The 17255-nt window shown below is 65.7% G+C and carries 21 protein-coding genes; 4 read left to right on the top strand and 17 right to left on the bottom strand.

From position 1 onward, the window contains the following. Positions 1-30: 30 nt before the first annotated feature. From ACSQ22_RS04110 to mnmG, 11 genes are all read right to left on the bottom strand, one after another. Positions 31-444: a YcfL family protein gene (locus ACSQ22_RS04110; protein ID WP_055395763.1), complete on the bottom strand. Its 414-nt coding sequence runs from the start codon at positions 442-444 to the stop codon at positions 31-33. A 35-nt stretch (positions 445-479) separates the two neighbouring features. After that, positions 480-2006, bottom strand: coding sequence for a COG3014 family protein (locus tag ACSQ22_RS04105; RefSeq protein WP_055395761.1), 1527 nt, complete (start codon positions 2004-2006; stop codon positions 480-482). Positions 2007-2333: 327 nt separating this feature from the next. Beyond that, positions 2334-3077: a class I SAM-dependent methyltransferase gene (locus ACSQ22_RS04100; protein ID WP_176887706.1), complete on the bottom strand. Its 744-nt coding sequence runs from the start codon at positions 3075-3077 to the stop codon at positions 2334-2336. Between the two features lie 6 nt (positions 3078-3083). Continuing rightward, positions 3084-4439, bottom strand: a complete 1356-nt coding sequence (locus tag ACSQ22_RS04095) for a hypothetical protein (protein WP_436129510.1) — start codon at positions 4437-4439, stop codon at positions 3084-3086. Between the two features lie 237 nt (positions 4440-4676). Beyond that, the gene (locus ACSQ22_RS04090) at positions 4677-5594 is read right to left on the bottom strand and encodes a ParB/RepB/Spo0J family partition protein (RefSeq protein ID WP_010465109.1); all 918 of its coding nucleotides are present in this window, start codon (positions 5592-5594) and stop codon (positions 4677-4679) included. A 39-nt stretch (positions 5595-5633) separates the two neighbouring features. After that, positions 5634-5930, bottom strand: a complete 297-nt coding sequence (locus ACSQ22_RS04085; protein ID WP_436129509.1) for a cupin domain-containing protein — start codon at positions 5928-5930, stop codon at positions 5634-5636. Positions 5931-6000: 70 nt separating this feature from the next. Continuing rightward, positions 6001-6543 (bottom strand): RBBP9/YdeN family alpha/beta hydrolase, encoded by a 543-nt coding sequence (locus ACSQ22_RS04080; RefSeq protein WP_436129508.1) that lies wholly within the window; start codon positions 6541-6543, stop codon positions 6001-6003. 34 nt (positions 6544-6577) lie between these two features. Further along, positions 6578-7390 carry a ParA family protein gene (locus tag ACSQ22_RS04075; RefSeq protein WP_121421778.1) on the bottom strand — a complete coding sequence of 271 codons (813 nt, stop codon included), beginning with the start codon at positions 7388-7390 and terminating at the stop codon, positions 6578-6580. 36 nt (positions 7391-7426) lie between these two features. Beyond that, positions 7427-8041, bottom strand: a complete 615-nt coding sequence (locus tag ACSQ22_RS04070; protein ID WP_436129507.1) for a LysE family transporter — start codon at positions 8039-8041, stop codon at positions 7427-7429. A gap of 108 nt (positions 8042-8149) precedes the next feature. Continuing rightward, a complete protein-coding gene (rsmG, locus tag ACSQ22_RS04065) occupies positions 8150-8827 on the bottom strand; it encodes a 16S rRNA (guanine(527)-N(7))-methyltransferase RsmG (RefSeq protein WP_436129506.1) in 678 nt (225 codons plus the stop codon). Continuing rightward, positions 8824-10803 carry a tRNA uridine-5-carboxymethylaminomethyl(34) synthesis enzyme MnmG gene (gene mnmG / locus ACSQ22_RS04060; protein ID WP_436129505.1) on the bottom strand — a complete coding sequence of 660 codons (1980 nt, stop codon included), beginning with the start codon at positions 10801-10803 and terminating at the stop codon, positions 8824-8826. The genes rsmG and mnmG overlap by 4 nt, the downstream gene beginning before the upstream one ends. Before the next feature lie 150 nt (positions 10804-10953). Here mnmG and ACSQ22_RS04055 point away from each other — a divergent pair, with 150 nt between their 5' ends. The 4 genes from ACSQ22_RS04055 (at position 10954) to ACSQ22_RS04040 (ending at position 13214) form a co-directional block, all read left to right on the top strand. Beyond that, positions 10954-11553 carry a Crp/Fnr family transcriptional regulator gene (locus tag ACSQ22_RS04055; protein WP_436129504.1) on the top strand — a complete coding sequence of 200 codons (600 nt, stop codon included), beginning with the start codon at positions 10954-10956 and terminating at the stop codon, positions 11551-11553. Positions 11554-11606: 53 nt separating this feature from the next. Continuing rightward, a complete protein-coding gene (locus ACSQ22_RS04050; RefSeq protein ID WP_055402218.1) occupies positions 11607-12134 on the top strand; it encodes a DUF1772 domain-containing protein in 528 nt (175 codons plus the stop codon). A gap of 110 nt (positions 12135-12244) precedes the next feature. Next, positions 12245-12856: an NADPH-dependent FMN reductase gene (locus ACSQ22_RS04045; protein WP_055402197.1), complete on the top strand. Its 612-nt coding sequence runs from the start codon at positions 12245-12247 to the stop codon at positions 12854-12856. A gap of 79 nt (positions 12857-12935) precedes the next feature. Next, entirely contained in the window at positions 12936-13214 is a 279-nt protein-coding gene (locus ACSQ22_RS04040; RefSeq protein WP_121421772.1) for a YkgJ family cysteine cluster protein, read from the top strand. Between the two features lie 31 nt (positions 13215-13245). Here ACSQ22_RS04040 and ACSQ22_RS04035 read toward each other — a convergent pair whose 3' ends face one another. The 6 genes from ACSQ22_RS04035 to ACSQ22_RS04010 all read right to left on the bottom strand — a co-directional run bounded on the left by ACSQ22_RS04035 (position 13246) and on the right by ACSQ22_RS04010 (position 17235). Further along, on the bottom strand, positions 13246-13434 hold the full coding sequence (locus ACSQ22_RS04035; protein ID WP_436129646.1) for a VOC family protein: 189 nt from the start codon (positions 13432-13434) through the stop codon (positions 13246-13248). Continuing rightward, complete coding sequence (locus tag ACSQ22_RS04030; protein ID WP_436129503.1) at positions 13362-13613, bottom strand: hypothetical protein; 252 nt, start codon at positions 13611-13613, stop codon at positions 13362-13364. Before ACSQ22_RS04030 ends, ACSQ22_RS04035 begins: the two co-directional genes overlap by 73 nt. A gap of 187 nt (positions 13614-13800) precedes the next feature. Next, positions 13801-14208 carry a VOC family protein gene (locus ACSQ22_RS04025; protein ID WP_218301393.1) on the bottom strand — a complete coding sequence of 136 codons (408 nt, stop codon included), beginning with the start codon at positions 14206-14208 and terminating at the stop codon, positions 13801-13803. A gap of 139 nt (positions 14209-14347) precedes the next feature. Continuing rightward, complete coding sequence (locus tag ACSQ22_RS04020) at positions 14348-14797, bottom strand: DUF4087 domain-containing protein (RefSeq protein WP_436129502.1); 450 nt, start codon at positions 14795-14797, stop codon at positions 14348-14350. Between the two features lie 273 nt (positions 14798-15070). Continuing rightward, the gene (locus tag ACSQ22_RS04015) at positions 15071-16291 is read right to left on the bottom strand and encodes an FAD-dependent oxidoreductase (protein WP_436129501.1); all 1221 of its coding nucleotides are present in this window, start codon (positions 16289-16291) and stop codon (positions 15071-15073) included. After that, entirely contained in the window at positions 16288-17235 is a 948-nt protein-coding gene (locus ACSQ22_RS04010) for an ornithine cyclodeaminase family protein (protein WP_436129500.1), read from the bottom strand. The genes ACSQ22_RS04015 and ACSQ22_RS04010 overlap by 4 nt, the downstream gene beginning before the upstream one ends. Positions 17236-17255: the final 20 nt, after the last annotated feature.

Raw genomic sequence — 17255 nt, 5'->3', positions numbered from 1 at the left:
CTCACTCAAACAGGGATTGGCGCGGCGCGATCAGCGCGGCTCCACATTCATTTCCAGGCGCAGATCGACTGCCGCAGAGGTGGGCGCCACGCTCTTGACTGTCTGCTGGCCCAGGCCGAGCACGCTCATCTGCTTCCAGGATTCGCCATCGCCCACCTGGTTGCCCACGTTGTCCAGCCACTTGAAGCGGTAGAACACGGTGCGGTCGGTGCGGCCCATGTTGGCCATGTCGGCCTGCACCACCAGGATGTCGTTCTTGCGCACGATGCGCATCTCGCGCACGGCGATGCTGTTGGCTTCGCCACGCAGGGCGACCTTGGACGCCACGGCCAGCGGGGTGGCCGGGTCGTGCAGCTGGGCGCGGGCAGCGGTGGCCAGGGTCATCGCGAGGACCGCGCACGCAACTGCGGGTGCGGCGGCAGCAAGGGCAAAACGGGTTCTCATGCCAGAGGCTCCTTGAAAATGGGACATGTTCGGTTTCAGTTCTTGGCGGCAGGCGTGGCCGAGGTGGACTTGACCGCCGACTTGGGCACCGAGCGCGTGCGGGTGGTGGTGGTCGTCGTCGTGCGCACGGTGGTGGCAGGCTCTGCGGCGGGCTGCGGTGCCGCCGCCACGGTGGGCAGCTGCCCCAGCATGGCCACGTCGCCGGTCAGCACGCTGTTTTCATACATGCGCAGGGGCACCAGGGCGTACTGGCCGTCGATCTTGATGGGCTGGGGCAGCTGGCGGCCGTTCACGCTCACCACATGCTCGCCGGGCGGCAGGTAGCCACGGGCCACATACACGCGGCCGGGCAGCATGCGCCACATGCGGTCGTCGGCCTGCTCGGTGGCCACCGAGGCGGCCGCGCCGATGATGCCGCCGATGAGGCCGCCGCGCTTTTGCAGTTCGTTCTGCAGCACGCCCTTGGCCACGGCGCGGGTGAAGCCACGCAGCACCATGCCGGGCATTTCGTCCTTGAGCGCGCGGCGCGCCATCACGTTCACGTCCACCACTTTTTCCAGCTTGAGGTCGGTGCCAGCAGCGGAGATGGTGGTCAGCAGTGGATCGGAAGACGGCTCGATCACGGGGTAGGAGATGCTGGCCGTGACCAAACCACGGCCCGTGGGCACGGGAATGGTGAAGGCCTTGGGCTTGCGCGCCGGGGCGTCACCGGCTTCGACGATGAAGAGCACGTCGGTCATGCGCTGGCGGCGCTTCCAGGTGAAGCCCGTGCGCGTGTCCAGGCCGCGCAGGCCTTCTTCGAGCACGCCGGTTTCGGGCTTGAGCTCGATGGCCTTGCGGTAGCCGGGCGCGGCCAGGCCAGGCTCGTTGAGCATTTCGTACAGAAAACCGGCCAGGTAGTGCGAAAGCGCGTTCTGGTAGCCGTTCTTGAGCGCCAGCACTTCGGGATCGTTCAGCGTCTCGACGGGGTAGCCGTTGAGTTCCTTGCCGCCAGAGGTGGCGCCCTTGGACTTTGCTTCTTCTTCAGCGGCCAGGGTCTCCTTGGCGCGGAACTCGGCAATGATGGCTTCGCGCTCGTGGGTGCGCTTGATGTCCACACGGGCGTTTTCAAAGTCGCCCACGGCCATGCGGTTGAGCGCCAGGCGCGTGGTCACCCACACCTTTTCATAGTCCTGGCCCTCGTAGACCTTCAGGCGTTCGCTGATCAGTGCAGCGCCCACGGTGCCCATGAGTTTGCTGGGGTTGGTCTTGGCGGTTTCTTCCCATTCCTTGACCTTGTTGTCGGCCAGCAGGAAGGCGTTGGTGCTGTCGGGGTAGCGGCGGTCCATGCGCAGCAGCTCGCCGCGTTCCATGTTGTAGAGCAGCGCGGTTTTTTCTTCTTCGGTCTTGGCCGTGCTTTCGAGCTGGGCGATGGCTGCGGGAATGCCGCCGCTGCGGCCGGCGTTCTGCATGTCGGTCGCCAGCTTGTCGTGGCTCTGCATGGTGGCGCAGCCCGTGAGGGCGGCACTCAGGGCCAGTACCCACAGAAGGCGCGGGCGGAAACGGGATGGATGGGCGGTCATGAATGCTCCTTGCAGATCGGTCGGTGGTGCACCAGAAAACCCCGGCCATGTCCACGCGCAAGACGGCACCGCACTGCAGGCACACCCGTCAGAGTGGTGCGCCGCAGAGGCTGGTGGGGCCTGCAGGATGGGAAGTCCGGACAAGGAAGGTGCTGGCGGCCGGTGCGCCCCCTCCCGGCGCGTTCACGTGCTGCTGGCAGCCCCCTCTGGCTGTGAGTTTCTTGGTAGTTTTGTATGGGGTTGTAGCCAGGGACGCAATGTAGCAAAAGCTTGTATCTTTTCTGTAACCGTGGCGAACGGCTCAAATCGCAATCCAACAGTGCCATTTCATGCCTCGACGCGGTTCAGGGGCATGCGGTACAGCCACACCACGCGGCCACCGGGCGCACGCAGCTGTGCACAGGGCAGAACGCCGGGTACCGCAAATTCCAGGCTCACCAGCCATGCCCCGGTTGCCAGCTCGGCCTGGGCCTTGGCGGCGGCGCGGGCCATGCTTTCGGGCCGTTGGAACAGATAGACCATGCGATAGGGGCTCCAGTCCTCGGCCCACATGTCGGCGCGCCGCACCCGGGCCCAGGGGCACCGCAGGGCGCACAGCAGGCGCAGGGGCCAGCTCCATTCGATGCCCTCCAGCTGTGCGGCCGGGTAGGCGTGGCGCAGCGCCTTGAGGCCATCGCCCACGCCGCTGCCCGCATCCAGCACGCGGGCACCCAGCGGCAGCGGAGCCTGCGAGGCCAGCGACTGCAGCGCATGGTGGGGCGTGGGAAACAGCGGCGCATCGCGCCAAGCGTTCAGGGGGTAGACCAGCAGCAGCAGCGCCAGCGGCACCAGCCAGGCCCAGGTGGGCAGGCTGGCCGCACCCAGCAGCGCCAGCGACAGCGGAAAGCCCGCCGCAATCAGCCCGCGTCGCCACCAGCTGTCGCCCAGGACACTGGCCGCCGTCCCCAGCAGGCAGGCGACCAGCAAGGCAGCCACGGGGGGAACCGCGCGCTGGAGCGCCACAAAAATCAGCCACGCGCACGCCCACGCGACCAGCGCGGGCAGGGGCCAGGGCATGCGCAGGGCCAACATGGATTCTTAACGGCCCAAAATGCCGCGCAGCAGGTTGACGGGGTTCACCACGTTGCCCGCGTTGCCGGATTCCGCACCGCCGTCGCCAGCGGGCTGCTGGCCGGTCGGCGCACCGCCCATGCCGCTCGAATAGGCACCGCCCGAAGCGGCCGGCGGAGCAGCCCCCATGCCCCCGCGCCGCGCCTGCATCTCCCCGCCCAGCATGGCCATGGTGTGTGATTTCACACGCACGCGCACGGCCCATTCGGGCTCCCACGCGGCCTTGGGGTCCGCCGGACGCGGGGGGTGCACGATGTGGCTTTCGCCGCCATAGGCCATCATGCGCAGCATGGGCGTGGCGTCACGCCCGCCGCCCGCAAAGATGCCCTGCGGAATGGCGCACTGCGTGGTTTCGGGCTGCAGCAGCACACGCTCCTTGAGCCAGCGGTCGATGGTGGCGGGCGACAGGTAGTCGAACAGGCCCATGCCCGTGTCGGGCGTCTCGGCGCTGGACCACATGATGAGGTCGTCCCCGCTCTGCGACATGGCGTGCAGGTAGTAGGCACGCGCATTGCGCACAGGCTGCCAGCTGGTGCCCATGCTGTCCTGCGGCTTGCCGGTGGTGCGCAGGTCGATGGCGGGCATGAGGTCTTGTGCCGTACCCAGCGTGAACTTCATGGACGCAGGCACACCGTCGCCGCGCACCTGGTGTTCGCCCACCAGCGAGCTGTCCCGCGACAGGCTCACCTGGTTGCGTTCGTTGGGGTACAGCGCATAGGCCGGGCCCACGCGCGGCCCCCGGTCGGGCACGGCGCGGCCGGCAAAGGCCTGTGCGTAGTCGGTCGGCTTGGCGCGCGCCAGATCGATGACGCGCGGCTGGCCCGCACGCACCGAGGCGCCGCAGCCCCAGTACAGCAGGATGCGGCCCTTGGGCTGGTGCTGCTGGTATTCCTGCGGCACCTCGCCCGGCTCGGTCTGGGTGGGCTGGGCACGGGGCGGGATCAGCGGAAGGGATTCGCCCATGCGCATGCCAGGCGGTATGGCCTGGCTGGCTTCGACGCCGGGGCGCAGGGTGTTGTGCAAGGCGATGTCGATGACACGCGGCGGCATGATGGACATGGCGCGGGCGTGGCCATAGGACGTGTTACCACCACCCGCCCTGCCCTGCGCGCCACCGCCCATCCCCCCCATCAGGCCGCCGAGCATGCCGCCGCCACCGGGCAGGCTGTCCATCTCAGGCATGCCCGCCATGGTGCCGGTGGAGACATCCATCCACAGCTGGACTTTGGGGGCTTTGGTGGTTTGGGCCTGGGCGCCCAAGCTGGCGATGCACAGGCCAATGGCCAGGCAGGCGGGGGTCAGGACGAAGCGCAAAGAGGTCATGGGGGTCTGCTCCAGGAGATACATGGATCACCCGGCAAACCATCGTGGGCCACAGGGCGGCACCTTCGCCGCCCTGTGAAGAGGCCTTGCGGTCAACCCGGGTGTGTTGAACGCAGCGCAGTGTAGGCCCCGCACAGACGCATTTTGCCTGCGCAAGTTACCTGTGGAAACCGTTTGTGTGCGCTATTTCACGCATGTTTGCGCGGCGACAGCGCCGCGCCCCGGACCAACGGTCGATCAGCCGCGCAGGCGGTCGATCAAGCCATTCAGAGCTTCGAGCGAGCCGAACTGAATCGCCAGCTCGCCCATGTCCTCCACCCGGCCGTGGCGCTTCACGCGCTTTTTCACGCGCACCTCGACCTCGGCCATGAGCAGGTCCGAGAGTTCTTCTTCCACGCGCTTCAAGTCGCGCGACTTTTCCTTCTGGGGCTTTTGCGGCACCAGGCTGAACTCGGCGCCGATCTTCTTGACCAGGGCCTCGGCCTCGCGCACCGACAGCTTCTTGGCCGCGATCTGGTTGCCCGCCGTGATCTGCGCAGCGCGGTCCAGCGACAGTAGCGCGCGCGCATGGCCCATGTCGATGTCGCCCGCCATCAGCATGGTCTGCACGGGCTCGGCCAGGTTCAAGAGGCGCAGCAGGTTGCTGGCCGCGCTGCGCGAGCGGCCCACGGCCTGCGCGGCCAGCTCGTGCGTGAGGCCAAACTCCTTGACCAGGCGCTGCAGGCCATGGGCTTCTTCCAGCGGGTTGAGGTCTTCGCGCTGGATGTTCTCGATGAGCGCCATGGCGGCCGCCGACTCGTCGGGCACGTCGCGCACCAGCACCGGCACCTCGGCCAGGCCCGCCAGGCGCGAGGCGCGGAACCGCCGCTCGCCCGCGATGATTTCGTACTTGCCCGCGTTGTCCCCACCCGTCAAGCGCCGCACCAGGATGGGCTGCATGATGCCCTGGGCCTTGATGGACTCGGCCAGCTCGTAAAGCGCACCCTCGTCCATGCGCGTGCGGGGCTGGTACACGCCGGGCACCAGCTCGGACAGCGGCAGGCTGCTGGGCAGCCCGGCTTCGGCCGCCTGGGCCTGCTCCACTTTTTCTTCGACCTTGGGGCCCAGCAGGGCTTCCAGGCCACGGCCGAGGCCCTTGGGTTTTTTGGTGACCATGAAATGCGTCTCGCGAAAGGGAAAAAGGAATGGGAAGAATCAGCGGTCGATGATGACCAGCATGCCATGGCTGCCGGGCGCGACGGCGTGGGGCACACCCGCGGGCACGATGAACACCTCGCCCGCATTCACCTCGGTGACCTGCCCTTGCAGGTCCAGGCGCATGCGGCCGTCGAGCACCAGCAGCGCCTCGTCAAAGTCGTGCGACTCGTCGGGGTAGGCGGCGGCGTCCATGCGCAGCACCTTGACGTTGGCGCCTGCGGCCTGGCCCACGATGGTGGAGTTCCAGGCGCGCGGCAATTGGTCGGCGATGGCGGACAGGTTGATTTTGGTCATAGATCGGATCACTGAGAAACTTGGTAGCTGACGGCTACAAGGCGCACCACGCGCCACAAGGCCCAGCGGCTCATGCCGGGTTGGCCAGCTGCATCAGCCAGCCGTGCCCCTCGTCCCAATCGCCCAGGCCCGATTCGGCATTGATGTGGCCGCGCTCGCCGTAGTCGATGAAGCGAGCGCCCCAAGCCTGCGCCAAACCCTCAGCGCGCTCCAGGCTGCAATACGGATCATTGCGGCTGCCCACCAGCAGCGCCGGGAACGGCAGGGGCTTGCGTGCAATGGGCGCCCAGCCGTGGATCTGCGCGGCCAGATCGGGCCGCTCCACATCGCCCGGTGCCACCAGCAACGCACCCAATACGCGGTGCGCGTTGGCCGAATGCGTAGCCCACCACGCGGTGAGAACGCAGCCCAGGCTGTGCGCCACCAGCACCACGGGGCCGTCGGCATCGACCACGGTTTCTTCCAGCCGCGCCGACCAGTCACCGCGCAGCGGGCGCATCCAGTCGTGCTGCTCCACGCGCTGGTAGCCGTGCACAGCCTCCCAGCGGCTTTGCCAGTGGTCGGGGCCGGAGTTCTGCCAGCCGGGCAGCAACAGGATGTTGGATGCCTTCATTACTATCAATTTAATAGCTGTTAGCGCTTTTCCATCAAGCGCCAGGTGCCATTTTTGCCATGGAAGATGCAGCAGCAGGCATGTTTTTCACGCGGTCCACCATCTCTTGCGCAAACTCGACGAAGGCCTGGCTGCCCTTGGCCGCCGGGTCAAACACCACGCCGGGCAAGCCGTAGCTGGGCGCTTCGGCCAGGCGCACGTTGCGCGGGATCACGCTGTTGAACACCTTCTCGCCAAAGTGGCCCTTGAGCTGGTCGCTGACCTGCTGCTGCAGGGTGATGCGCGGGTCGAACATCACGCGCAGCAGGCCGATGATCTGCAGGTCGGCATTGAGGTTGGCGTGCACCTGCTTGATGGTGTTGACCAGGTCGGTCAGCCCTTCGAGCGCGAAGTACTCGCACTGCATGGGCACGATCACGCCATGGGCGCTGCACAGGCCGTTGAGGGTGAGCATGCTCAAGCTGGGCGGACAGTCGATGAGCACGAAATCGAAGTCGGTATCGGCCTCGGCCAGCGCGGCCTTGAGGCGCTTTTCGCGGTGCTCCAGCGCCACCAGCTCCACCTCGGCACCCGCCAGTTCGCGGTTGGCGCCCAGCACCCAGTAGCCACATTTTTCCGACAACACGGCCGCCTCTTTCACCGAGGCGGATTCGAGCAGCACGTCATACACCGTGAGGTCGAGGCTCCGCTTGTCCACGCCCGAGCCCATGGTGGCGTTGCCCTGCGGGTCCAGGTCCACCATCAGCACGCGCTGGCCGATCTTGGCCAGACCCGCAGCAAGGTTGACGGTGGTGGTGGTCTTGCCAACGCCACCCTTTTGGTTGGCAACGCAGAAAATTTTGGCCATGTGGGTGTTGCAGTCCGTGTTGTTGTTGTCGTTGTTTTATTTGGAGATGGCGAGCTTGATGCCAAAGCCGATCAGAAAGACGCCCGCCACCTTTTCCAGCACGCGGCCGATGCGTGGGTTGGCGCGCATGCGCTCGGCCAGGTGGTGCGTGAGCAGCACGGCGACCAGTCCATAGATAAACGTCAGCACCGCCACCGTCGCCGCCATCACGCCAAAGGTCAGCACCCCTTGGTGCCGGGCCGGGTCCACAAACAGAGGGAAGAACGCCATGTAAAACACGATGGCCTTGGGGTTGAGCAAGGTGATCAGGCCGGCCTGTTTAAAGTAGTGGCGCGGCTGGATGTTGAGGATGGGTTGCGCGCCGGGCTTGGCCGTCAGCATCTTGAAGCCCAGCCAAGCCAGGTAGGCCGCGCCCAACCACTGCACTGCATTGAACGCTGTGGGGTACGTGGCCAGCAGCGCCGCCACACCGGCCACCGCGGCCCACATCAACACCTGGTCACCCGCGATCACCCCCATAGTGGCCGCCAGGCCGCCCCGCACGCCGCCCTTGCTGGTGGAGGTGATGAGCGCCAGATTGCCGGGGCCCGGAATGAGCAGGAACAACACAATGGCGGCGACAAAGGCGCCGTAGTCTGCGATGCCGAACATGATCTCTCCCGGTGTGCTGGACGGGTGCGCAGATGGATGCACCCGAAGTGAGGTGCCGAGTTTACGCGACCACCCCGCCCCGGCCGCTGACAAGCTAGCGGCCGACGGTCAGACCGGCTTCATCCAGATGATGCAGCGCTCGGCGTCGAGGCCTGGGACGGTGAGCTGTTCCACGTGAAACACCGACACATCGGTGGGCAGGGCCGTAATTTCATCCTCGGGGTGCTTGCCCTTCATGGCCAGCCAGACCCCGTGCGGCGCTACCAATGCAGCCCGCGACCAGGTCACAAAATCGGGTAGCGAGGCAAAGGCGCGGCAGCTGATGATGTCAAAGGGGGTCGTCAGCGTCTCGACCCGTGCGTGCACGCCATGCAGGTTGCGCAGCTTGAGGGCCACCGCCGCCTGCTGGATGAACGCAGCCTTTTTGCCCACGGTGTCTACGCAGCTCACATCCACATCCGGGCAGCAGATGGCAAACACCACACCGGGCAAACCTCCGCCCGAGCCGACGTCGAGCAAGCGCACAGCGTGGTGGCCCTCCCCTGCAAGCACAGCAACATGGCGGCGCAGCGGCGGCACAGCGGCCAAGCTGTCCAGCAGATGGTGCGTCATCATCTCCTGCGGATCGCGCACCGAGGTCAGGTTGTAGACCTTGTTCCACTTCTGCAGCAGGGCCAGAAAATCCATCAACAGGGTAATCTGGGCGTCGGTCAGACCCAGGGCCAAGGCATCGGCCCCTGCCTGCAGCTGTTGGCGCAAGCTGTCGTTTGTCACTGCCATCGTCATGCCGCCACTTCCCCTTCTGCCTTGGCAGCCGCAGCCACCGCAAACTCCTTGAACCCGCCCTTCTTGAGATGCACCATCAGCAGCGAGATCGCAGCCGGCGTGATGCCCGTGATGCGCGAGGCGTGGCCCAGGGTTTCGGGCCGGTGGCGGCTGAGCACCTGGCGGGCTTCGATGCTCAGGGCGGTGACTTGCATGTAGTCCAGCTCGGCAGGCAGGCGCAGCTTTTCAAAGTGCGCGGCGCGCCCCACCTCATCTCGCTGCCGGTCGATGTAGCCCGAATACTTGGCGGCAATCTCTACCTGCTCCACCACGGGTTCGCTCAAATCGCCCAGCGTTTCACGTGAAACATCGTTGGTCGCGTATTTGCCGCCATCCATGGACATCAGGTTGGTGTAGTTCACGTCCGGACGGCGCAGCAGTTCGAACAGGTTGTATTCATGCTCAATGCTCTTGCCGAGCACCCGTTCAGACTCTGCCGCAGGCAGGCTGCGCGGGTTCACCCAGGTGGCTTTCAGGCGTTCTGTTTCACGTGAAACAGCGTCCCGCTTGCGGCTGAACGCATCCCAGCGGGCGTCATCCACCAGGCCCATTTTGCGACCTGCTTCCGTCAGGCGCATGTCCGCGTTGTCCTCGCGCAGTTGCAGGCGGAACTCGGCCCGACTGGTGAACATGCGGTAGGGCTCGGTCACGCCCTTGGTGATGAGGTCGTCCACCAGCACGCCCAGGTAGGCCTCGTCGCGGCCAGGCAGCCAGGGCGCGTCGCCCCGGCACCGCAGGGCGGCGTTGATGCCAGCGAACAGGCCCTGGGCCGCCGCCTCTTCATAACCGGTGGTGCCGTTGATCTGCCCGGCAAAGAACAGGCCCTGGATCTGCCGCGTCTCGAAGCTGCTCTTGAGCGAGCGGGGGTCGAAGTAGTCGTACTCAATGGCGTAGCCGGGGCGCAGGATGTGCGCGTTCTCCAGCCCCTTCATGCTGCGCACCAGCTCGTACTGGATGTCGAACGGCAGGCTGGTGCTGATACCGTTGGGGTAGAACTCGTGCGTGGTCAGCCCCTCGGGCTCCAGGAAGATCTGGTGGCTGTCCTTGTCGGCAAAGCGGTTGATCTTGTCTTCCACACTCGGGCAGTAGCGCGGGCCCACGCCCTCGATCTTGCCGGTGAACATGGGGCTGCGGTCAAAGCCGCTGCGGATGATCTCGTGCGTGCGTTCGTTGGTGTGAGTCACCCAGCAAGGCATCTGGCGCGGGTGCATTTCTGCGTTGCCCATGAAGCTGAACACGGGCACCGTGCCCTCGTTCACACCACCGGGCATGCCGTCGCCGGGCTGCTCAGTGCACTTCGAGAAGTCGATGCTGCGCCCATCCAGCCGGGGCGGCGTGCCGGTCTTCAGGCGCCCCTGGGGCAGCTTTAGCTCCTTGAGGCGTGCCGACAGCGACACGGCAGGCGGGTCACCCGCCCTGCCCGCCGCGTAGTTGTTCAGCCCCACGTGGATCTTGCCGTCCAGGAACGTCCCGGCGGTGAGCACCACCGTGCGCGAGCGGAACCGGATACCCACCTGCGTGACGGCGCCCACCACGCGGTCGCCCTCCACCATCAGGTCGTCCACAGCCTGCTGGAACAGCCACAGGTTCGGCTGGTTCTCCAGCATCCGGCGGATGGCCGCCTTGTACAGAATGCGGTCGGCCTGCGCCCGCGTGGCCCGCACGGCGGGGCCCTTGGAGCTGTTGAGGATACGGAACTGAATGCCGCCCTCGTCCGTGGCCAAGGCCATGGCACCGCCCAGCGCATCCACTTCTTTCACCAGGTGGCCCTTGCCGATGCCGCCGATGCTGGGGTTGCAGCTCATCTGCCCCAGCGTCTCGATGTTGTGGGTCAGCAGCAGGGTTTTGCTGCCCATGCGCGCAGCGGCCAGCGCGGCCTCGGTGCCTGCATGGCCACCGCCGACAACGATCACATCAAATTCCTGGGGGTACAACATGGGGACACTCCGGGGCCCGGCGGGCCCGATAATCAAAACACCCGGTGCGCTAGGGTGCCCTGTCAAAGGCGCCGCATACCGGCCCTGCTGGTGGTGGGCGCACTTGGCGCCCCAGCAGGCAACCCGCGATTTTCCCACTTTGCGCAGACCGTGTCTGTTTCTACGCCCCTCACCCTCTTCCTGACCCAGGTGCTCGGCTCGCCACCGACAGCCGTAGAGACATGGTGGACCAGCGCTCAGTGCCTGCAACTGCAACGCGGCCAGCCCCTGCTGCGAGCCGGCGAGCAATGGCGGCACCTGTGGTGGGTGGAGCGCGGCGCGCTGCGGCTGTACTACCTGGACCGCGACGGGGCCGAATCCAACAAGAACTTCTTTCTGGACGGCGCCCTGTGCTGGCCCATCACCCTCACACTGCGCCAGCAACCCGTGATGTTTCACGTGGAACCAATGGAAGACAGCGTGGTGTGGGCGCTGCCCTTGCCCACCCATCCCAGTGACCCTCTGCCCAGCGCGGGCTGGGCACCGTGGACTGCGCTGGAGCACCGGGTGCTCTGCGCCCTGCTCGATGGCAAGATGCAGCGCGAACAGGAGTTCTTGCAACTCAGCGCCCGCCAGCGCTACGCCCGTTTGCTGGAGCAACACCCGCAATGGACCGAGCGCATCGCCCTCAAACACCTGGCCTCGTACCTCGGCGTGACCGACGTCTCGCTGTCGCGCCTGCGCAGCGAGATGGGGCTTATCAAAGGATAAGGCGCGGGGTGCGGGGCATCGGCAGACTGCGGGCATCGTTCTACATGCCCGCCATGACCACCATCCCACGCCCACACAACCCGCCGCCTGCCCTGCTCGTCCTCATCCCGCACGCCCTCGCCGTGTTGTGGCTCGGCCTCATGGCCGGGTTCTTCGGCACCTACAGCGCCAACGTCAACCTGGCCATGTTGCAGATGGACGGCGCCACCTACGCCACCGTGCAGTCCGCCTTCAACCGCAACGTCCGGCACGCCCTGTTCTTTGCGCTGTTCTTTGGCCCACCGCTGTGGTGCGCGCTGGCCGTGGCTACGGCCTGGCGTGAACACCGCGCACTGTGGTGGCGCCTGCTGGCCGTGGTCGGCGTGGCCTACCTGCTGGGCATTGTGTTCTTCACCCAGCAGGTCAACCTGCCCCTGAACTACACAACAGAAGCCTGGAACCCCCAGGCCCTGCCCGCCGACTGGGCCAAAGTGCGTGACCAGTGGAATGCCGCCAACCTGTGGCGTGCGCTGCTCAGCCTGGGTTGCTTTGCCACAGCGCTGGGGACGCTGGTGGGGCGGCTTGCCGGTCGCGGCACGTAGATCGCTACATCCGCCCCGAACACCGTGCAGCCACACCACGGAATAACCCTGCCCGGCCTGCCTCGCTTGCAGGATTCCTGCCGCACGCCTGTGATTCAATCGCAGGCACCATGCCACACACCACTCCCTCCCTCCTCATCTTTGCCGGCAGCACGCGCCAGCAATCCTTCAACCGCAAACTGGCCCACGCCACAGCCGCCATCGCACGCGACGCGGGCGCCACCGTCACGCTGCTGGAGCTGTCCGAGTTCGACATCCCGCTGTACAACGCCGACCTCGAAGCCCAGGGCACGCCCGCCAACGTGATCCGGCTCAAGGAAATCCTGTGGCAGCACCCCGCCTGGGTCATCTGCTCGCCCGAGTACAACGGCAGCTACACCGCCCTGCTCAAGAACACCATCGACTGGGCCTCCAGCCCGGTCAAGGGCAACCCTGACTGGCAGGACGGCGGCAAGAGCTTTCGCGGCAAGGTGGTGGGCATGCTCAGCGCGTCGCCGGGGGCACTGGGCGGCCTGCGCTCGCAAAGCCACCTGGCCCCCTTGCTCATCAACGCCGAATGCTGGCTGGCGCCCAAGGCGTTTGCGCTGGGCTCGGCGGGCAGCGCGTTTGACGACAGCGGCGCCCTCATCCAGCAAGCCCACCGCGACCGCGTGCGCGCCGTGGTCGACCAGGTGCTGTGGGCATCCAGCCGCCTGCACGGCGACGCTGCCGCTGGCCAGTGAACACCAAAATTTGAGTCAAATTGGCCTCTAGCGCTTGCCCGACAAGCACCAGAAGCTACAAAAACAATAGCAATCACCCATGAACTGCCGCCCCGGCTGCGGCGCCTGCTGCACCGCCCCCTCCATCAGCTCGCCCATCCCGGGCATGCCGCAGGGCAAACCTGCGGGGGTGCGGTGCGTTCAACTGGGGGACGATGCGCGCTGCCGCATTTTTGGGCAGCCTGAGCGACCGGCGGTGTGCGGCGGGTTGATGCCGTCGGTGGAAATGTGCGGAACCAGCAATGGGCAGGCGCTGGCGTATCTAACGCGGCTGGAGCGCCTCACGCAGCCGGGAAGTGTTGGCGAACGGGTGGCGTAGGCGGTCCTGTTTCCATCGGGCGGGGTACCCACTACTTCATCGAGTGCAGCCCAACCTTGTTGCCCTCGGTGTCCACAAAATGGGCAAAGAAGCCGAAGTCGTTGCCAATCTCCGTCTTGGGCACCACCACCGCCCCACCCGCCTGCGCTACGCGCGCCAGCATCGGGGCCAGGTCCTCTCCGCCATTGAGATACACCATCGTCCCGTTCTGCGACGGCATACCGCCTCGCCCTGCACGATGGCACCGCCCGCGGCAGTGGGGTCGGTGGACAACATACCCATTTTGGTCGGGCCCATTTCCATGGGCGCAATCGTGATGCCCAACACCGTCTCGTAGAAAGTCTTGGCGCGGGTGAAGTCGGTCACGGGAATCTCGAACCAGTTCAACGCGTGGGGCATGGTGCTCTCCTTGGAGTGAGTGAAATAGGAACCAGCACTGTGAACTCTTGCGCACTGCGAAGCAATGATGGGCTGCCAATTTACACCATTGGCTTTTGGTTTCAGTCTTGGGTAACGGCCCCTGCAGCCATCAGATTCGCAATACATTGCGAATCTGATTGATAGTTGGTCCCATAGCCTACGCAAGCTAACTCTGAGGAGTCAGCGGACTGCGCCATGCAGCTCGCTGAATCACCACCCGGTACCCGTCCGCATCCTCAAACGTGCAGCCCTGCTGGCTCCAGTACGGATTGAACGATTCGACCTCCTTGAAGCCAGCGCCACGCATCGCCTGGCAACGTTCCGTCCACGCCTGATGATCGGGAACATAGAAGACAAACAGATCTTCGGGCGTTGGCTGCGGCGTCACTGGGTGCCGGCGGCAGACGGTGAACTCAAAGTGGAAATCCGCGTCGCGGAAACCCAGCATGGTTCCATCGAAGCCATCGTGGTCCGCAAAGTGGGCGAGTTCTTCAAAGCCCAGGCCTTGCTGGTACTGGGCGACAGTGCGGCAAAGATCCAGCACGGGGCGCGCGATTCGCAGATGAATGCTCATAACTGGGGTGGTTGGTGGGAGCGGCCTCACTATAGCCACCGCAACAAGAAGACCCACGTGGAAGGACCGTGTTTTTTGGCCTGGAGTTTGGCTTGATGGCAATGCCACACCCACCGCCACCTGCCACTCCCTTCCTTCTTCAAGGCTTCGGCAGCGCCCGGTCCTCCCGGCACGCCTTCAACGGCTTCGCCGCCGCCGACGCAATGCGCACCACCCGCCTTTCGCTGCGGTCCACCACCACCTTCATGCACGCACACCCGTAGCCATAGTGGCCATTGGTTTTCTTCCACTGCGCGTCGGTGAACACAGGCCAGTCGCCTTCGGCACTGTCTCCACCCTGGATGGAGACCACCCACTCGCCATCACGGTCGGTCAGGGTGGCGTTGTTGGGGGTGGGGTTGTGAAACCAGCCGCAGCGGTTTTCCAGCGGCTGGGCAACTCCGGCAGCAGCTTGCTGTACTTGCGCCTGGGCTTGGGCCACCCACGACAGCAGCGCGAACAATAGCGTTGACACCACCGCGGCCCGGCTCTGTATCCCTACTCCACGCCGGGTTCCCTGCATGTCGGTGGTTGCGCACAACACTGCCATTTCTCGGTCCTTCGATTTAAGCTTCAAAACGGGCTTCCCGCTTTACTGACCATCATCTATAGCTATACAAACAATAGCACAACCTCAAGGACGACTACCCCTGCTGCAGTGACTGTTGCATCGGGCTCGCAGGAGCCCTTGGTACCCGTCTTTCTTGGCGGTCTGCTGCAGCAAGGGGGCGGGCAGCGTCCACGTCCGTTTGTTGCGCCCACTGCCCATTGCTCTCGCCCGGCCAGTGTTTGCGAAGGCTGGGCGCCCTGAAGTTGTTCGAACTCACGCACCATCAACGCGACCCATGTGCCGGCTCAGCGCCACCGCACTGCCCGCCGCCAGCGTCAACCCCAACGCGCCGTGCCCCACGTTGAGGTATACATTGCTGGACCGCCAGCGCCCCACGATGGGCACCGACGTTGGGGTAGCAGGCCTCAGCCCTGCCCAAGACTCTGGCGCACTGACGTCGCAAAGTCCCGGGTAGGTTTGGTCAACAGCCTCCACCATGGCCTGGACCCTGGCGGGCGCGATGTCCAGGCCCTTAGCGCCCACTTCTGCCATGGCGGCCACGCGCAGGCTGTTGTGCAGCGGTGCAAACACGGTCTTGCGCGCCAGATCCGTCACGCTCGCGCAGGGGCGCTGCACACCGGGGAGAAACGGCACCGTGATGCTGTAACCCTTGATGGGGTAGATGGGCAAATAGATGCCCAGCGCAGCGGCCAGCGTGATCGCGCGCGGTCCTGCTGCCAGCACGAAAGCATCGGCTTCGATCTCGCCCTGGTGGGTCATCACGGCGCTGATACGGCTGCGATGCCGCACAAAGCCGCTGGCTTGCACACCCAGCGACACGGTGCCGCCCAGGCGCTGCAGGCTGGCCACCATTTCCTGACACAAAAGGTGGGGGTCGGCCACGCATTCGCTGTGCGTCCACACGCCGCCGACAAAGCGCAGCGCACGCGCGCGGCGCAGGGCGGGTTCCGCTTCCAGGCATTCCTGCACGGTCAATATCTGCTGGTCACAGCCAAGTGCCGCCTGCAAACGCACTTGCCGCTCTTGCTGCCGCAACGCCTCCGCAGTGGGGCAGAGCACCAGCTTCCCGTTTTGCTCGAAACCGAAATTCCAGTCTTCTGCCTGCATCCAGTCGGCCAGCGTGGCCCGGCTGGCCTGCGCCATCTGCAGCAGCATCTCGGTGCCACGCACCGACTGCCGCACCGTGCAGGCCCTGAGGAATTGCAGGCCCCAGGCCCACTGCCGCCAGTCCCAGCGCGGATGAAACCGAACCGCCGACTCTCGCGACAGCAGCATCTTGGGCAGCGCCCAGAGCGTGGCGGGCGATGCAAAGGGCTCCACATAGCTGTAGCTCAGCTGCGCTCCGTTGGCATAACTGGTGGCCAAACCGGGGGCCGCTTCCGAGTCCAGCAGATGCACGTCAAAACCCTGCCGCGCCAGCTGGTAGGCCGTGGCACAACCGATCAGCCCGGCACCGATGACACAGACCTTCATGCCTGCCCTCGACCCGTTGGCGCCCGCCCAGGCAGGATGCGTGACACTGCGAGCTGCGCCACCGCCACATCGGCCAGCCCAACGCCCACCGACTTGAATACGGTGATGGCGGGCTCCACTGGACGCCAGGGTGCCTGGCCTGCGTAGAGTTCGGGCAGATCCACGAAGGGCGATGCGGCGCTGCGCCCTGCCCATAGCACCACCTCGCCTGCCTCAGCCAGGCTCTGCGGCTTCCACTCCACGATGATGCGGCCGGCACGGTCCATGGTGGTGTCGTCCAGTTCGCGCCCCTTGGGCGTGCTGGTTCCGATGGCCGAGACAAAAGCGCCCGGCGCGAGCCATGCGCCATCAAACACGGGCGTGGCCGAGCGCGTAGCCGTGACCACGATATCGGCGTCCCGCACGGCCGCCTCTGGCGTGGTGAAGGCCACGCGGCAGCCCGTGCTGCGGGCCAAGGCCTCGGCCCAGGCTGCGTCTCCCGCCGGGTCCACCAAGGCAATCTCCTCGAACTCAAACCATCCACACAGTGCGGCCACCTGCGCCCGGCCCTGCAACCCTGTGCCAAACAGTGCGAGCTTGCGCGGACGCGCCGCAGCCGCCTTGGATGCCACCAGCGTCGTGATGGCCGCCGTGCGCAGCCGCGTAATCTCGTTGCCGTCCAGCACCGCCAGCGGCTGGTTGCTGGCCAGATCGAACAGCAGGATGGAGAAACTGAACTGCCCCCGCACCGTGGGATAGACCTTGACACCACCCACGGTGCGGTCTGCCCACACGGCCCCCATGGTGCTCAGGCGCAGGTCATGGCAATCCGTGCGCTGGCGGCAGTGGACGGCGGCGCCACCGGTGGCCAGGCTTGCAAACGCTTCGCCCAGCACCGTGGCGACGGAGGGGAAATCAAGGGTTTCGGAAATCTGCTGATCGCTGATGAAGGGAATGCTGTTCATGTGGATAGGCTGGTACCGCC

This window comes from Acidovorax sp. LjRoot38 (genome assembly GCF_964252975.1).
Taxonomy (GTDB): domain Bacteria; phylum Pseudomonadota; class Gammaproteobacteria; order Burkholderiales; family Burkholderiaceae_C; genus Acidovorax; species Acidovorax facilis.
Note: the sequence above shows the minus strand (reverse complement) of the source record. Positions and strands in the feature narration are given on the sequence as shown.

What these genes read in the sequence shown, in the direction of transcription:
- ACSQ22_RS04075 (WP_121421778.1), bottom strand. Translation starts at nt 7,390, where the DNA reads ATGGCCAAAATTTTCTGCGTTGCCAACCAAAAGGGTGGCGTTGGCAAG.
- ACSQ22_RS04070 (WP_436129507.1), bottom strand. Translation starts at nt 8,041, where the DNA reads ATGTTCGGCATCGCAGACTACGGCGCCTTTGTCGCCGCCATTGTGTTG.
- ACSQ22_RS04095 (WP_436129510.1), bottom strand. Translation starts at nt 4,439, where the DNA reads ATGACCTCTTTGCGCTTCGTCCTGACCCCCGCCTGCCTGGCCATTGGC.
- ACSQ22_RS04100 (WP_176887706.1), bottom strand. Translation starts at nt 3,077, where the DNA reads ATGTTGGCCCTGCGCATGCCCTGGCCCCTGCCCGCGCTGGTCGCGTGG.
- ACSQ22_RS04045 (WP_055402197.1), top strand. Translation starts at nt 12,245, where the DNA reads ATGCCACACACCACTCCCTCCCTCCTCATCTTTGCCGGCAGCACGCGC.
- ACSQ22_RS04040 (WP_121421772.1), top strand. Translation starts at nt 12,936, where the DNA reads ATGAACTGCCGCCCCGGCTGCGGCGCCTGCTGCACCGCCCCCTCCATC.
- ACSQ22_RS04105 (WP_055395761.1), bottom strand. Translation starts at nt 2,006, where the DNA reads ATGACCGCCCATCCATCCCGTTTCCGCCCGCGCCTTCTGTGGGTACTG.
- ACSQ22_RS04015 (WP_436129501.1), bottom strand. Translation starts at nt 16,291, where the DNA reads ATGAAGGTCTGTGTCATCGGTGCCGGGCTGATCGGTTGTGCCACGGCC.
- ACSQ22_RS04085 (WP_436129509.1), bottom strand. Translation starts at nt 5,930, where the DNA reads ATGACCAAAATCAACCTGTCCGCCATCGCCGACCAATTGCCGCGCGCC.
- ACSQ22_RS04035 (WP_436129646.1), bottom strand. Translation starts at nt 13,434, where the DNA reads ATGCCGTCGCAGAACGGGACGATGGTGTATCTCAATGGCGGAGAGGAC.
- mnmG (WP_436129505.1), bottom strand. Translation starts at nt 10,803, where the DNA reads ATGTTGTACCCCCAGGAATTTGATGTGATCGTTGTCGGCGGTGGCCAT.
- rsmG (WP_436129506.1), bottom strand. Translation starts at nt 8,827, where the DNA reads ATGACGATGGCAGTGACAAACGACAGCTTGCGCCAACAGCTGCAGGCA.
- ACSQ22_RS04050 (WP_055402218.1), top strand. Translation starts at nt 11,607, where the DNA reads ATGACCACCATCCCACGCCCACACAACCCGCCGCCTGCCCTGCTCGTC.
- ACSQ22_RS04025 (WP_218301393.1), bottom strand. Translation starts at nt 14,208, where the DNA reads ATGAGCATTCATCTGCGAATCGCGCGCCCCGTGCTGGATCTTTGCCGC.
- ACSQ22_RS04030 (WP_436129503.1), bottom strand. Translation starts at nt 13,613, where the DNA reads ATGCCCCACGCGTTGAACTGGTTCGAGATTCCCGTGACCGACTTCACC.
- ACSQ22_RS04090 (WP_010465109.1), bottom strand. Translation starts at nt 5,594, where the DNA reads ATGGTCACCAAAAAACCCAAGGGCCTCGGCCGTGGCCTGGAAGCCCTG.
- ACSQ22_RS04110 (WP_055395763.1), bottom strand. Translation starts at nt 444, where the DNA reads ATGAGAACCCGTTTTGCCCTTGCTGCCGCCGCACCCGCAGTTGCGTGC.
- ACSQ22_RS04020 (WP_436129502.1), bottom strand. Translation starts at nt 14,797, where the DNA reads ATGGCAGTGTTGTGCGCAACCACCGACATGCAGGGAACCCGGCGTGGA.
- ACSQ22_RS04080 (WP_436129508.1), bottom strand. Translation starts at nt 6,543, where the DNA reads ATGAAGGCATCCAACATCCTGTTGCTGCCCGGCTGGCAGAACTCCGGC.
- ACSQ22_RS04010 (WP_436129500.1), bottom strand. Translation starts at nt 17,235, where the DNA reads ATGAACAGCATTCCCTTCATCAGCGATCAGCAGATTTCCGAAACCCTT.